The organism is Actinoplanes octamycinicus (assembly GCF_014205225.1).
GTDB lineage: Bacteria > Actinomycetota > Actinomycetes > Mycobacteriales > Micromonosporaceae > Actinoplanes > Actinoplanes octamycinicus.
Map to the genome: position 1 here is coordinate 3530709 of NZ_JACHNB010000001.1, position 14547 is coordinate 3545255.

Consider the following 14547-nt stretch of genomic DNA (forward strand, 5'->3'; position numbering starts at 1 on the left):
CCACCTCTCGTGGGTCAGCGCACCGAGAGCGTGATCAGCGCGATCGTGACGGCGGTCTCGACGCATGCGCCCAGCACGTCGCCGGTGATGCCGCCGAGGCGGCGGACGCAGTGCCGGAGCAGGATCAGCACCGCGGCGACCGCGACGGCCACCGCGACCGGCCCCTGCCAGGGACGGTCCGGGACGGCCGGGATCGCGGCGGCGGCGACGAGCGCGGCGGCGAGCAGGGTGGCCGGGAGCGGGACGGTGCCGGCGACCATCGCCCCGAGGCCGTCCGGGCGGGCCGGGGGGACGCCGCGGCGGCACGCCACGGTGATCGCCAGCCGGCCGGTGGTCCAGGCGATCACCAGCGCCCACCAGGTGACCGCGGTGAGTGCGGCCGCCTGGACGAGTACGGCTGCGGCGAGGGCCACTACGCCGAACGGGCCGATGTCCGGCTTTTTCATGATTTCTAGGGCGGCGGGGCCGGAGCGGTAGGAGCCGAGCGCGTCCACCGTGTCGGCGAGCCCGTCCAGGTGCAGGCCGCGGGTCAGCAGCGCGCCCGCGGCCACGGTGACCCCGGCGGCCACCAGAGCGGGCGCGCCGAGCGCCCGCAGCCCCTCGTGCAGGGCCGCGAGCGCCAGCCCGAGCAGCGCGCCGATCAGCGGCGCGAGACCCATCGCGACGGCCGCGGCAGCCCGGTCCACCCGGCCACCACGGACCGGCAACACGGTCAGCGTGGTGACCGCCAGCCGCAGCCCGTCGATCACGAGCGCCCGGCCGCGCCGCCCTCGACGCCGGTGGCCGGGTTCCCGAAGCCGTCACCGGCCGCCGGGCCGTCACCGGCCGCCGGGCCGTCACCGGCCGCCGGGCCGTCACCGGCCGCCGGGCCGTCACCGGCCGCTGGGCCGTCAGTGCCCACCGGGCCGTCAGCGACCGTGGGGCCCTCAGTGACCGCGGGGCGGTCAGTGCTGTCGCCGGCCGCCGGCCCGTCGGTGATCGTGGTCTCGTCCCCGGCCTCGTCCGCCTCGGTGAGGTTGGCGTCCGGGTCGTCGAGGCCGGTGTCGTCGTGGCCGGCCAGCATGGCCGGGTGCACCGGCAGGGCCGCGGCCAGCCCGATCGCCGTGCGCAGCATCGGGAGCACGGCCAGCGCGTTCGCCCCCTCGCCGAGGTCCAGGCCGAGCTCCAGCACCGGGGTCAGGCCGAGCACGTCGGCGCCCTGCTTGACCAGCGCCAGCGTGCCCGCCTCGGGCAGCAGGCACCAGTGCCGGGTCTGCGCGGCCACGTCCCGGGCGACCAGCCCGGCGGCGATCCCGAGCGGGCCGTCCAGCAGCACCGGCAGGCGCCGGGCGGCCGCGCCGAGCAGCAGGCCGGTGGCCACCGCCAGGTCCAGCCCGCCCAGCTCGCGGAGGATGTCGGTGGCGCCGCGCGGTTCCTGCCGGATCCGGTGCAGGGCGTCCCGGATCGCGGCGCAGCGCACCATCCAGGCGTGGTCGTCGAACCGGCCGCCGGGCAGCAGCACCCGGGGCAGCGTGGCGGCCGGCTCGGCGCCGGTGGTCGCGGCGAGCACCGCGGTGGCCACCGCCTCCACGCCGACCCCGACCCCGGCCAGCAGCAGCGCGTCCCGGCCGGCGTCGGCCGCCTCGTCGGCCAGCTGCCAGCCCTGCCGCAGCGCCGCGTCGACCGCGTGGTCGGCGGTCACCGGGCCGTCCTCCATCGCGCCGGAGGGCTGCACCCGCAGCACCGCGAGGTCCGCGCCGGCCTGGCCGGCCAGCCGGCCGAGCAGGCCGGTGCCGAGCTCGGTCTCGGCGACCCGGCGTTCCACGTCGTCCGGGTCGGCGCCGGCCGCGGCCCCGCCGCCGTGCCGGCCGGAGATCACCACGACCCGGACCGAGGACCACGGCTGCGGGCTGGTGGTGTCCTGGGTGGCGGCGGCGAACTCGATCGCCTCGCCGACCATGCCGAGCCCGGCGCCGGGCAGGTCGATCAGGCCGAGCCGCTCCCGGGCGTCCGGGCCGGCGTCGCTGCTGGGCAGCGGCAGGTCCATGCCCGGCTCGATCTTGGTGAGGCCGGAGGCGACCAGCGGCAGGCTCATCGTGGCGCCGGCGAACGCGTCGCTGGCCGCGGGGATCTCCGCGGCGACCACGCTGGCCTCGGTGGGAGCCTCGACGAAGCCGGTAGGCGCCACCATGACCGGCGCCGGCGCCGGGGGCGGCGGGGGCGGCGCCGGGGTGGCGGTCACCGGCGGCTTGGGTTTCGGCGCCTCGAAGGCCGGGGCGGCTGTCCGCTTCAGCCAGCTCGGCTGCCCGGCGACCACCAGCACCACCCCGTCGCACGCCTCGGCGAGCGCCTGGTTGGTGGTGCCCAGCGCGTCCGCGAACGCCCGCCCGACCGGCGTCACCGGCACCAGCGAGAGCCCGACCTCCGGGCTGACCAGCACCACCCGCGCGGTGCAGTCACGCACCGCGGCGGCCAGCGCGGCCACGTCGGCCTCGTCGTCGTTGGGCTGCCGGGCCGGGTCGAGCACCGCGGCCACCCAGCCGCCCAGGTCGTCGACGAGCAGCGTGTCGCCGGGTTTCGCCTCGGTCAGCAGCTCGGTGAGCCGGGCCGGGTCGGCGCCGGTCTCCTCGGTCGACCAGGACTGCGGCCGGCGTCGCTGATGCTCCTCGATCCGGGCCAGCCACTCCGGGTCGTCCTCGCCGCCGACCGCGGTGGCGACGTAGCGCACCGCCGGCGCGTCGGCCACCAGCGATTCGGCGAACGCGGATTTACCGGAGCGGATACCGCCGAGCACCAGGACCGTGTTCCACCGATCTTCGGACATGCCCCGTACCTTAGAGCCGGGTCGCACCCGTGCACGCCGTAGGGTGGAAGGCCACCGACGGTACGACATGAGGGGGCGGCTCAATGCCGTGGAGTTGGCGGTACGAGGACGTCGACGGCAAGACGGTCGACGGGCCTGCCGAGACGTTCAGCAGCCAGGCCGACGCCGAGTCCTGGATCGGGCAGGAGTGGCGGGCGCTGCAGTCCGGCGGCGTCAGCACGGTCACGCTGGTCGAGGACGACCGGGTCGACTATCAGATGAGCCTGCAACCGGCGGAGTGACGTGACCTACGAACCGGTCTACACACGCACGCCACGGAACGCGTTCGTCCCGAGCCCGGTCTTCGTCGGCATCGTCGCGGTCTTCGCGGTGAGCGGCGTCCTGACCTGGCAGCAGTTCGGCAATGTCGGTTTCGACGTGTTCCTGTTCATCATCTCGGGCTGGCTGATCTCGCTCTGCCTGCACGAGTACTCGCACGCGATCGCCGCATACTTCTCCGGCGACCTGACCGTGGCCGATCGCGGCTACCTGCGGCTCAACCCGTTGAAGTACACGCACCCGCTGCTCTCCATCGTGCTGCCGATCGTCGTGGTGATCCTCGGCGGCATCGGCCTGCCCGGCGGCGCGGTCTGGGTGGACCACCGGTACATCAACAGCAAGATCAAGGACTCGCTGATCAGTGCGGCGGGGCCGCTCACCAACGTCGTGCTGGCGGTGGTGGCGGCCGCGCCGTTCCTGCTCGGCCTGGGTCCGGACGTGGTCGACACCGGCGCCCGGACGTTCATCATGACGGATCACCCGGAGTTCTGGGCGGCGCTCGCCGCGCTGGCCTTCCTCCAGGTCACCGCGAGCGTGCTGAACTTCCTGCCGATCCCCGGGCTGGACGGCGGCAGCATCCTGCGGCCGTGGCTCAGCGCGGAGTACCGGCGGGCCTGGGACATGTTCGCCCCGTTCGGCTTCCTGCTGCTGTTCGTGGCGCTCTGGCAGACCAGCCTCAGCCGGTACTTCTACGACGTGGTCCTCTGGGGCTGCGACCTGCTCGACGTGGACCCGACCCTGATCGGCAAGGGCCTGGACCTGATGCGTTTCTGGAGCTAGCCGGCGGACCCGGTGCTGAGCCGGCCGGCCTCGCTCGCTCGGGTAGGACGCGCCCTGGACGGGCGCGTCCTACGGCCGCTTCTCGGGGCTGGTCGTGAGCGCCGGGTCCCGGGTGACGACCGGCTCGACCACCTCGTCGATCGCCTTGAGCAGCCCGTCGTCGAGCTTCACCCCGGACGCCTTGACGTTGTCCCGGACCTGCTCCGGCCGGGACGCGCCGATGATCGCCGCGGACACGTTCGGGTTGCTCAGCACCCAGGCGATCGCCAGCTGCCCCATGGTCAGCCCGGCCTCGTCGGCGAGCGGTTTGAGCCGGGCGACCGCGTTCAGCACGTCGTCCTCCAGCCAGCGGGCGATGAACCCGGCGCCGGACTTCTCGTCGGTGGCCCGCGAGCCGGCCGGCGGCTGCTGCCCCGCCTGATACTTTCCGGTCAGCACGCCCTGCGCCAGCGGCGACCAGACGATCTGGCCCAGACCCAGCTCCTGCGAGGCCGGCACCACCTCCGCCTCGATCACCCGCCACAGCAGCGAGTACTGCGGCTGGTTCGACACCAGGCGGATCTTCAGCTCGTCGGCGAGCGGTTTGGCGGCGCGGATCTCGGCGGCGCTCCACTCGGACACGCCGATGTAGTGCGCCTTGCCCCGGTGCACCACGTCGGCGAACGCCTCCATGGTCTCCTCGAGCGGGGTGTGGTGGTCGTACCGGTGCGCCTGGTAGACGTCCACGTAGTCGGTGCCGAGCCGGCGCAGCGAGCCGTCGATCGAGGTCATGATGTGCTTGCGGGACAGGCCGCTGTCGTTCGCGCCCGGCCCGGTCCGCCAGTAGACCTTGGTGAGGATCTCCAGGCCGTCGCGCCGCTCGTCCTTGAGCGCCCGGCCCAGCACCTCCTCGGCCCGGGTCCCGGCGTAGACGTCGGCGGTGTCGAACGTGGTGATCCCGGACTCGAGGGCCGCGCGCACACAGGCGAGCGCGGCCTCCTCCTCCACCTGGGACCCATGGGTGATCCAGTTGCCGTAGGCGATCTCACTGACCAGCAGGCCGGAACGGCCGAGATGACGGAACTCCATATCTCGAACCCTATCGAAGAACTAGAGAACCGGCCGCGCGTCCGGGAGCAGCCGGACGACCTCCTCGACCGCGTCGGCGCGCTCCACGTACCGGGTCTCCACCAGCGGCCGGCCCTGCCGGTCCAGCGCACCCCAGCGGCCCGCCTCGTCGGCGATCAGGAACGCCGACGGGTGGATCACCACGGCCTTGTGCACCGGCGGGACCACCGGTTGCCCGGCCCGGTCCACGACCCCCAGGCCGGTGCCCGCGTCGACCACCGCGAGCCCCTCGTCGCCGAACCCGTCGATCGGCCCGCCGGAGCTCAGCGCCGTGGCGAACCGCCGGTACTTCGGCTGCACCGCGAGCCGCCCGTGCCGGTCGACGGCGCCCCAGCCACCCCGCTTGACCAGCGCCAGGCCGCGCCGGAACGGCCGGACGTCCTCGAAGCCGCCGGGCACGATCAGCCGGTTGCCCCGGTCGATCGCGAACCAGCCGCCCTCGGCGTCCCGGGTCACCCAGGCCAGCCCCTCGGCGAACCGGCCGGCCGCCAGGTAACCGGAGTCGGCGCCGATCAGCACCTGCCCGGACGGGTCGATCAGCTCCCAGGCCGCCGAGTCCGGGCGGCGCACCCAGGCGACGCCCTCGGCGAACGGCTGGGCCTCGGCGTACCGGGGCTCGACCGCCGCGGCGTAGCCCCACAGGGTGGTGCCGTCGTCGCGCAACGGGACCGGCGCCGGCGGCAGGCCGAGCACCTGGTCCCGGCTGCGCGGATACGGACCCCAGCCGTCCCCGGACCGCCGCGCCATCACGTCGAGGGCCAGCTCGACCCGCTCCACCAGCTCCGGGTCGCCGCCCTGGCACAGGTCCAGGGCCCGCTCGAAGTGGTTCACCGCCTCCAGGAACCGCCCCTGCTCGAACGCCGACCGCCCGGCCAGCTCGCGGATCTCGGCCCGCAGCCGGGCCGGCAGCTCCGCCGAGTCGGCCTGCGCGTAGAGCCGGTCCGCCTCGGCGAACTCACCCCGCCACTGCAGCACGTGCGCCAGCCGCGCCTGCGCGATCGACACGGTCCGCGCCTCGCCGGTCGCCTCCGCGTGCCGCAGCGCCGCCCGCCCGTCGGCGAGCGCGTCGTCCAGTTCCCCGAGCACCCGCGACACCACGGCCCGCAGGCTGAGCAGCCCGGCCCGCACGTTGTCCCGCTCGGCGAACTCCAGCCGGTCGGTCAGCCGGTCCGCCACGTCCCACAGCCGGTCCGGCTCGTCGACCCGCTCGCGCAGCGTCGCCGGGTCGAACATCCACGGATACGACGCGAGGATCTGCTCCGGATCGGCACGCCGCCGGTCGGCCGGCGCCCGCTGGTCGCGACGCTGCCGGATCGGCTCCGGGTCCGCCGCCCGCTCCGGACCGCTTCCCGATTCCCCGGTACGCGGGACCGCCGCCCGCTCCCGGTCGTCCGCTGATTCTTCGGTACGCGGGACCGCCGCCCGCTCCCGGTCGTCTGCCGATTCTTCGGTACGCGGGACCGCCGCCTGCTCCCGGTCGTCTGCCGATTCTTCGGTACGCGGGACCGCCGCCTGCCCCCGGTCGTCCGCCGATTCTTCGGTACGAGCGTCCGCGTCGGATTCGCGGTCGTCCACTGAAGCTTCGGCGTTACCCGTGGCCGTCTCAGCCGCCGGTGAAGCCGCCGGGGTCTCCGTGGTCGCCTCCGGTCCCACCGGAGCCGTCACGGCGATCTCAGCCGCCCGTGCGGCCGTCTCCGTGGTCGCCTCAGCCGGCTCGGCGGTCACCGCGGCCGGCGCGGACTCGCTGTCCGTTCCGTGCGCCGGTGCGCCGTCCACGATGACCGGGACGGCGGCCGCATCGGTCATGGTGTTGTCGGCGAGTGCGGATACCGGTTCGGTCCCGCTGTGGTGGTGCGCGGCGGCAGACCCAGGTCCGGGCGCATCGTGGGCGTCCCCGGCCGCCGGTTCCGCACCGGCACTCGCCGCACCGGCCGAGAGGCCGCCGTCCCAAGCCGTCCCCGCCGCGCCACCGCCACTTCCTGCGACGGTCTGCTCGTCGGCGTCGGCGTCGATCTCGCCGGCTCCGGCTGCCACAACGGTCTGCTCATGCGTGCCGGCCGCGTTGGCCTCCACGGTGACCTGGTCGTGGCGGGCCGCGGCGCTGTCCTCGACGACGGTCTGGTCAGCCCGCGCGGACTCCGCGACCTGGTTGCTCGGTGCCGCGAACCCCGCGGCCATGGCGAGTTCCGCATCCGCGACGTGGTCTGCACCAGCCGATTCGCTCAGCGCTGCGATCGCCTCGGCGGAGCTTTCACCCTCAACGGCCTCGGCTGCCTCTGCGGTGTCGCTGCTCAGCGCCGCGAACCCCGCGGCCATGGCGAGTTCCACGTCCCCGCCGAAACCCGCACCGTGCGCGTCGTGGCCGTTCTGCGCCTGATGACCCGTCTGCGCGTCGTGGCCCGCCTGCGCCTCCTGCGTCGCCTCCGCCTCCTGAGCCTCGTGAGTCGCCTCAGCCTCGTGAGTCGCCTGAGCCTCGTGCGTCGCCTCAGCCTCGTGCGTCGCCTCCGCGTCGTGGGCGGCTTCCGTGGTGTGGGCGGCTCCCGAGGTGTGGTCGGCTTGCGCGGTGGCGGTCACCGCGCTGGAAGCGGCGTCCGGCGCGTTCCAGGCGGTCGTGGCCGAGTCGCGATCTGTCGCGCCGGGGTTGGTGGGCGGCCACTCCGGAACGCGCGGCCCGGCCGTCCGCTGCCCCGCCAAGACGCCGAGCAACTGACTCGCGAAGCCGACCCCGGGCCGCTCCGCAGCGTTGTCGTCAGCCGCTTCCGTGCCGTTGACCGGAGTCACCTCGACCGCCGAAGGCTCCGCAACGAGGGCGACCTGCTCCTCGACCGCGGGTACCAGCTCCTCGACCCCAGGCGTCAGCTCCCCGGCGCCGGGAACCCGCTGCTCCACAACAGCGGCTTCACCCACGCCGGACGCCGTCTCCGCCTCCGGGGCAGCATCCGCGATCGCTTCCGGCTCCCGACGCCCCACGAACTCGCCGGCCGCCAGCACGTCCTCGAAGCTCGGGTCCGCCGCGGACTCGTCTTCGAAGCCCGGCTTCACCGGGTCCGGGGCCGCAGGAGCCGGGTTGACCGGGATCGGAGCACCCGAGACCGGGATCGCCGAGGTCGGCGCGGCCGCGGCAGAGCCCGATGAGGTGGTTGCGGTCGAGTCCGGGATCGCCGAGGTCGGCGCGGCCGAGACAGGGATCGCCGACGTCGGTACCGCCGAGGCGGGAATCGCTGAGGTCGGCGCGGTCGAGTCCGGGGCGGCCGAGGTGGGGGCGGTCGAGTCCGGGACGGCCGACGCTGGGGCGGCCGGGACCGGGACTCCTGAGGTGGGCGCGACCGTGGCGGAAACCGACCAGGTGGGCGCGGCCGAGACCGGGATGGCCGAGGTGGGCGCGGCCGGGACCGGGATGGCCGAGGTCGGCGCGGCGGATACCGGAGCTGCGGAGACCGGGAAGGACGACGTCGGGAGGGCCGAGATCGGGGCGGCGGAGATCGGGTTCAGGGTGTCGTCGGTCGGGTCGGCAGCGGCGTGGTGCCCGCCGAGCGGCTGATCGAAATCAGTCGCTTCGTGGCGGCCCGGGATGTCTTCCGTGGTCCGCTCGTGCCGACCCGCCCCGGCCAGGGTGGCCGGGCTTCCGTAGGCGGCGAAGTCCCGGTCGTCACCGGCCGGGAGATCGTCGTCCGGACGAGCGTGGCTGTGCGGCGCCACGACCGCATCCTGCCCGGCGATCTCCGGCTGGACATCCCACGGGTACATGCCGACCGGCGTCTCCCGGTGGACCGGCTCGTCCTGAACCGGTTCCACAGAGACTTCGGCCTCGACCGCGAACTCATCGGCCACCACCTCGTGACCAGGACCGTCGTGCACCGCATGCGCTTCGACGATGATGCCCTCGGCGGACTCGCTACCTGCCGGCGTCGCAGCCTCGACCACCTCGACGTCCACCACGGTGGCGAACTCCGGAGCGTCACCCCGGTCCCTGTCCGCAGCCTCACCCGAAGCGGCGTCCGGGGCGTCGCCCAGGGCGCCTTCTGGGGTCTCGCCGAGGGTGGCGTCAGCGGTATCGCCCACGGCGATCTCGCCGAAGGTGACGTCGGTGGTCTCGTCCGGAACGGCGCCCGTGGCGTCGCTCAGGGTGACCTCGGAGATTTCGCTCAGGTCGGCGTCGGCGGCGTCACCGAGGGTGGCGTCGGCGGTGTCAGCCGAAGTGGCGTCGTCAACAGAGGTGGCGTCCGAAGCGCCAGCCTGGACGATGTTCGCGGCCTCGCCGGAGACATCATCCGCGGCGTCGGTCGAGAGCCCATCCGCGGTGCTGCCGGAGACACCGTCCGCGGCGGGGCTGGAGGTGGTGTCCGGTGCGTCCTCGGAGGTGGCGTCCGTGGTCGCGTCGTCGAGGCCCGGCGCGAACCAGCCGGCCGGCTTCTCCTCGGCCTCCGCCACCACCGCCGGATCCGCGAGCGGAGAGGTGTCGGGCACCGGCGTCTCCGCACCGAGCCCGCTCATCGACAGCAGCCAGCCGAGCCCACGCGGCTCCTCGGCCGCGGGTTCCGCAGGCACCCCGGTGACCTGCGCACCGGCGGCGTCGAGCGGCGTCGCGGCGGCCGGCACTCCGGTCGCGTCGAATGGAACACCGGTGACCGGAGCCGCGACCGCGTCGAATGGAGCACCGGTGACCGGAGCCGCGGGCGGGTCGAGCGGCGTACCGGTAATCGGTGCCGTGACCGCGCCGAACGGCGGATCAGTGACCGGCGCAGCGGTCTCGGCGATCGGCGCACCCGGGTCCGTGGCGGCCGTCGGCTCGCCGCCCGGCTGGCCGGTGACCGGCGCGACCGGGCCGGCCGCGCGCGGGTCGATCGGCTGGGTGCGCTCCTCCGGCGGATACGGCGCGCCGCTCTGCTGCTGCGCCCGGTAGGCGCTCAGGTCGACTCCGCTGACGTCGATCGCCTGAGTGCGGTCGACATCCACCGGGTGACCCTGCTGGTGCCGGCCGGACGCGTCGAGGTCGACCCGCCGGGGGTCGAACGGCCGGGTCGGCTCGTCGTGGCGCTCGACCGGGTCGGCCGGGCGGGCCGGTTCGGGCCGTGCCGGCTGCCCGGCACGCCGCGGGTCGAGGGGCCGGGTGCGCTCCTCGTAGTCGTGCGCGTGCCCCGCTGCCCGGAGGTCCTGCTCCTCCGCCATCGGCGGCTGAGCACCCGGCGCGACGATTCCGGAGACCGGCCGGTGGGCCGCCCAGTCGTCGTCGCGGCGGTAGCCACCGGGCGCGGCCACGCCGGAGACCGGTGCGGCCGCGGCCTGGCCGGGCACGACCGGAGCCGGACCGGGCCGGCCGTGCGTGGCCGGCGGCTGGCCGGGGTGCGCAGGAGCCTGTCCGGGCACCGCCGGGTAGACCGCGGCCGGCGGCATGACCGGCTGCTGCGGCGTCATCCGGGTCGGCTGCGCCGCCGGGCGCGCCGGAGCCGGGGCGTTCCGCTCCGGCGGGACCGGGCGCAGATCGAACGGCGAGTCCGGGGTACGCCCGGACCGCGCCGGGAACGCCTCCGGCGGAACCGGGCGGGCGCTGCCGTAGGTCGGCCCGGCAGGCGACATCGGCCGCGGCCCACCCTGGCGCGGGTCGGCACCGGGCCGGGACCCGGCCTGCTCCGGCCGCCCACCGTGCTGCTGCTCCGTCCCGGGCCGGCCGTGCTGGTCGTGCGTCGGGCGGCCGTGCTGGTCGTGCACAGAACGACCGTGCTGGTCGTGCGTCGGCCGGCCGTGCTGGTCGAAGCCGGAGCGGCCCTGCTGGTCAAGGCCAGGACGGCCGTGCTGCTCGGGACCGGGACGACCCTGCTCGGGACCGGGACGACCCTGCGGCCCGGGACCGAACCCGGGCGCCCCGCCGAACCGCTGCTGTTGCTGCTGCCCCGGGTGCCGCCCCTCCGGACCACCCGGCGGCACCGGCCCGCGCGACCCGGGCGGGACCTGCCCGCCCCGCGCCGGCGGCACCGCGCCACCCTGCTGACCGGGACCGAACCCGCCACGCGGCGCCGGCGAGACCGGCCGCGAGCCGTACCCGGGCGCGTCGCCGCGCCCGAACGACTGCCCACCCCAGTTCTCCGGCCCACGCTGCGGCGCGCCGGGACCGCCACGGCGGGGGCCCTCCGGCTGCTGCGGGACCCGGGCAGCGCCCGCCGACCGGCTGGGTGAGACCGGCGCCGACGACGGACGGCCGGGGGAGACCGGCGCAGACGACCCGGGCGCACGCCCGTGACCGGGCGTCACCGGCGCCGAGGACGCGCCCCGCCCGTAGACCGGGGCCGGCCCACGACGCTGGTCCGGCGCGCCGCCGTAGGGCATCGGCCGGTTCCACGATGGATCGTCGCGGGCGTCACGGGGCGGGCTGACCACGTACCTCTGCGGATCCTCAGCCGGAACCCGGCCGCGACCCTGCGCCGCGCCGCCGCCCTGTTGCTGCGGACCGCCTTGCGGGCCCGCCGGAGCCGAGCTGACCGGCGCGGACGACCCGCGGGACGCCTCGTAGACCGGGGTGTGCACGGCCTTGCGGCGGCCCTGGTCGCCCGGATAGCGCTGCCCGGGCAGTGGTTCCCACTCCCAGGTGAGCTCGTACACCCACGCCGGTTCGTCGTCCCAGCCTTCCGCACCCGGGCGGGAGCTCCAACCGTTCATCGGGCGTCCAGGCCCGGCGATTGGCAACGCTCCGTCACGGCGAACTCCAACGTGTGAAAAAACGAGCCGTGGCCGACCGGGGAACCCGGGTACAGTCTCCCGGCTCCACTGCGGGTGTGTGGGAAGGAGATTAGCGGCGTGTCCGGGAAGGGCGCCAGCGTGCTCACGATCTCAACGGTTGGTCCGTTAAGGGGATGGGTCGCTACTTTCGGTGCACTGGTCGGGTCGGGTTTCCGGCGCTACACCACCTATCGTCAGGCCACCATAGCCGGAACGTTCACCAATGTGGTGTTCGGCTACATGCGCTGTTACGTGCTGCTCGCGGTGGCCGCGAGCGCTCCCGGCGGGCAGCCGGCCGGTTATCAGCCGGACCAGCTGGTCACCTACGTCTGGTTCGGCCAGGGGCTACTCAGTGTGGTCATGCTGTGGGGCTGGGCCGAGCTCGCCGACCGGATCCGCACCGGCGACGTCGCGGCCGATCTGTTACGTCCGGTCGCCCCGGTGACCGCCTACCTCGCCGCCGACCTGGGCCGGGCCGGGCACGGGATGCTCACCCGGTTCCTCCCGCCGGTGCTGATCGGGGCGCTGTGTTTCCCGATGCGGCTGCCGACCCGCTGGCCGACGGTCCCGCTGTTCCTGGTCTCGGTGCTGCTCGCGGTGATCGTCAGTTTCGGCTGCCGTTACCTGGTCAACGCCACCGCCTACTGGCTGCAGGACGCCCGCGGGCCGATCATGCTGTGGGTGCTCGGCGCCGGGGTGCTGGGCGGCCTCTACTTCCCGCTGCGCCTGCTGCCGGAGTGGCTGGCGGTCGCCCTGTGGGTGGGCACGCCGCTGCCGAGCATCCTGCAGACGCCGCTGGACGTGGCCGCCGAGCGGGACGGCCCGGCCATGCAGGCCGCCCTGATCGGGTTGCAGGCCGGCTGGGCGGTCGCGCTGCTGGCGCTGGCCGCGCTGGTGCAGAAGCGGGCCGAGCGGAAGCTGGTGGTGCAGGGTGGGTGAGCTGCGCGCCTACGCCGCGCTGGCCGCCGCGCAGGCCCGTTCGGTGGTCTCCTACCGCACGTCGTTCCTGATCGAGCTGCTCACCAACGTCGGCGCCACGGTGTTCGACGTGCTGACCGTGCTGGTGCTGTTCCGGGCCACCGACCGGATCGCCGGGTTCACCCTGCCCGAGGCGCTGCTGATCACCGGCATCATCTCGGCCGGGTTCGCGCTGGCCGACTTCACGATCGGCAACGTCGACCGGCTCAAGACCTACGTGCGGGCCGGGACCCTGGACGCGGTACTGGTCCGGCCGCTCGCCGCGCTGCCCCAGCTGCTGCTGATGGACCTGCCGATCCGCAAGCTGCTGCGGGTGGTGTTCGGCTTCACCGTGCTGGTCGTCGCGGTCCGGATGAACGAGATCGACTGGACCCCGGCCCGGGTGGCGCTGCTGCTCGTGGCGCCGCTGTCCTGCGCGGTGTTCATGAGCGCGATCTTCGTGATCAGCGCCAGCCTGGCCTTCTGGTGGGTGGACTCGGGGGAGTTGGGCAGCGCCTTCACCTACGGCGGGCGGGACTTCGCGTCGTACCCGATCACGGTTTACGGCCCGGTCTTCCGGACGCTTTTCGCGTACGTCCTGGGTCTCGCCTTCATCGGCTACCAGCCTGCCCTGGCCCTGCTCGGCCGCCCGGACCCGCTGGGTCTGCCGGCCTGGGCCGGCTTCGCCTCGCCGCTGGTCGCGCTCGCCGCGGCCGTCGTCGCCGCCGCGGTCTGGCGCGTCGGCCTCCGTCACTACAGGAGCACCGGCTCATGATCAAGACCAAGGACCTTCGGAAGACCTTCGACGTACGCGTGAAGCGCGGCCGGTTCCGCCGCGAGAAACGCACCGTGGAGGCGGTCGCCGGGGTGACGCTGACCATCGAGCCGGGCGAGATGGTCGGTTACATCGGCCCGAACGGCGCCGGCAAGTCCACCACCCTGAAGATGCTGACCGGCGTGCTCACCCCGTCCGGCGGCGAGGTGGAGGTGTGCGGCCTGCGCCCGGTCCCGCAGCGCACCAGGCTGGCACTGGGCATCGGGGTGGTCTTCGGCCAGCGCTCGCAGCTCTGGTGGGATCTGCCGCTGCACGAGTCGTTCACCCTGCTCCGGCACATCTACCGGGTGCCGGCCGGGGAGCACCACGCCCGGCTGCGCCGCTGCCGGGAGCTGCTCGACCTGGACGACTTCCTGGACACCCCGGTCCGGCAGCTGTCGCTGGGCCAGCGGATGCGCGGCGAGCTGACCGCGGCGCTGCTGCACGGCCCGCGGGTGCTGTTCCTGGACGAGCCGACGATCGGCCTGGACGTGGTCAGCAAGCAGGCGGTCCGTTCGTTCCTGGCCGAGCTGGGCGCGACCGGCGACGTCACGCTGGTGCTGACCACCCACGACCTGGCCGACATCGAGCGGCTCTGCGAGCGCCTGGTGGTGATCGACCACGGACGGGTGGTGCACGACGGCACGATCGAGGCGCTGCACGCCCGGTACGGTTCCCGGCGCAGCCTGGTCGCCGATCTCGCGATCCCGCTGCCGGCGGAGTTCGAGCTGCCCGGCGCGACCCTGGTCGACGTCGAGGCCGACCGCCACCGGGTGACGTTCGCGCTGGACGGGGTGACCGCGGGGGAGGCCGTCGCCGAGCTGGTGGCGGCGGTGCCGATCCGGGATCTGTCGGTGGTCGAGCCGGACATCGAGGACGTGGTCGCCCGGCTGTACGCCGGGTAGCGAATCGAAAGCGGTCCGGCGGTCCTCCTCCGTCGCCCGCCCGGGTAGCGAATCGGGTGGGGTCCGGCGGTCCGCCTCCGTCGCCCGCCCGGGTAGCGAATCGGGTGGGGTCCGGCGGTCCGCCTCCGTCGCCCGCCCGGGTAGCGAAT

Annotated in this window: 9 protein-coding genes; 5 read left to right on the forward strand and 4 right to left on the reverse strand. The window is 74.5% G+C overall.

The window, feature by feature from the left end; all coding sequences use genetic code 11:
- Positions 1–14: 14 nt before the first annotated feature.
- Positions 15–749, reverse strand: a complete 735-nt coding sequence (locus BJY16_RS15850) for an adenosylcobinamide-GDP ribazoletransferase (protein WP_185040199.1) — start codon at positions 747–749, stop codon at positions 15–17.
- The gene (locus BJY16_RS15855) at positions 746–2803 is read right to left on the reverse strand and encodes a bifunctional adenosylcobinamide kinase/adenosylcobinamide-phosphate guanylyltransferase (RefSeq protein WP_260418284.1); all 2058 of its coding nucleotides are present in this window, start codon (positions 2801–2803) and stop codon (positions 746–748) included. Before BJY16_RS15855 ends, BJY16_RS15850 begins: the two co-directional genes overlap by 4 nt.
- Before the next feature lie 83 nt (positions 2804–2886).
- Between BJY16_RS15855 and BJY16_RS15860 the strand changes: the two genes are divergently transcribed.
- Both BJY16_RS15860 and BJY16_RS15865 read left to right on the forward strand, forming a co-directional pair.
- Positions 2887–3084: a hypothetical protein gene (locus BJY16_RS15860; protein ID WP_185040200.1), complete on the forward strand. Its 198-nt coding sequence runs from the start codon at positions 2887–2889 to the stop codon at positions 3082–3084.
- A gap of 1 nt (position 3085) precedes the next feature.
- Positions 3086–3901: a site-2 protease family protein gene (locus BJY16_RS15865; RefSeq protein WP_185040201.1), complete on the forward strand. Its 816-nt coding sequence runs from the start codon at positions 3086–3088 to the stop codon at positions 3899–3901.
- Positions 3902–3970: 69 nt separating this feature from the next.
- On the opposite strand, the gene BJY16_RS15870 is transcribed toward BJY16_RS15865, so the two are convergent.
- Together BJY16_RS15870 and BJY16_RS15875 are read right to left on the reverse strand one after the other, a co-directional pair.
- A complete protein-coding gene (locus BJY16_RS15870) occupies positions 3971–4969 on the reverse strand; it encodes an aldo/keto reductase family protein (RefSeq protein WP_185040202.1) in 999 nt (332 codons plus the stop codon).
- A 21-nt stretch (positions 4970–4990) separates the two neighbouring features.
- On the reverse strand, positions 4991–11662 hold the full coding sequence (locus tag BJY16_RS15875) for a WG repeat-containing protein (protein ID WP_185040203.1): 6672 nt from the start codon (positions 11660–11662) through the stop codon (positions 4991–4993).
- A 285-nt stretch (positions 11663–11947) separates the two neighbouring features.
- Between BJY16_RS15875 and BJY16_RS15880 the strand changes: the two genes are divergently transcribed.
- The 3 genes from BJY16_RS15880 to BJY16_RS15890 are packed head-to-tail and all read left to right on the forward strand — an operon-like array spanning position 11948 to position 14398.
- Positions 11948–12661: an ABC transporter permease gene (locus BJY16_RS15880; protein WP_239176522.1), complete on the forward strand. Its 714-nt coding sequence runs from the start codon at positions 11948–11950 to the stop codon at positions 12659–12661.
- Positions 12654–13454 carry an ABC transporter permease gene (locus BJY16_RS15885; protein WP_185040205.1) on the forward strand — a complete coding sequence of 267 codons (801 nt, stop codon included), beginning with the start codon at positions 12654–12656 and terminating at the stop codon, positions 13452–13454. Before BJY16_RS15880 ends, BJY16_RS15885 begins: the two co-directional genes overlap by 8 nt.
- Positions 13451–14398, forward strand: coding sequence for an ABC transporter ATP-binding protein (locus tag BJY16_RS15890; RefSeq protein ID WP_185040206.1), 948 nt, complete (start codon positions 13451–13453; stop codon positions 14396–14398). The genes BJY16_RS15885 and BJY16_RS15890 overlap by 4 nt, the downstream gene beginning before the upstream one ends.
- Positions 14399–14547: the final 149 nt, after the last annotated feature.

What these genes read in the sequence shown, in the direction of transcription:
- BJY16_RS15855 (WP_260418284.1), bottom strand. Translation starts at nt 2,803, where the DNA reads ATGTCCGAAGATCGGTGGAACACGGTCCTGGTGCTCGGCGGTATCCGC.
- BJY16_RS15860 (WP_185040200.1), top strand. Translation starts at nt 2,887, where the DNA reads ATGCCGTGGAGTTGGCGGTACGAGGACGTCGACGGCAAGACGGTCGAC.
- BJY16_RS15870 (WP_185040202.1), bottom strand. Translation starts at nt 4,969, where the DNA reads ATGGAGTTCCGTCATCTCGGCCGTTCCGGCCTGCTGGTCAGTGAGATC.
- BJY16_RS15875 (WP_185040203.1), bottom strand. Translation starts at nt 11,662, where the DNA reads ATGAACGGTTGGAGCTCCCGCCCGGGTGCGGAAGGCTGGGACGACGAA.
- BJY16_RS15890 (WP_185040206.1), top strand. Translation starts at nt 13,451, where the DNA reads ATGATCAAGACCAAGGACCTTCGGAAGACCTTCGACGTACGCGTGAAG.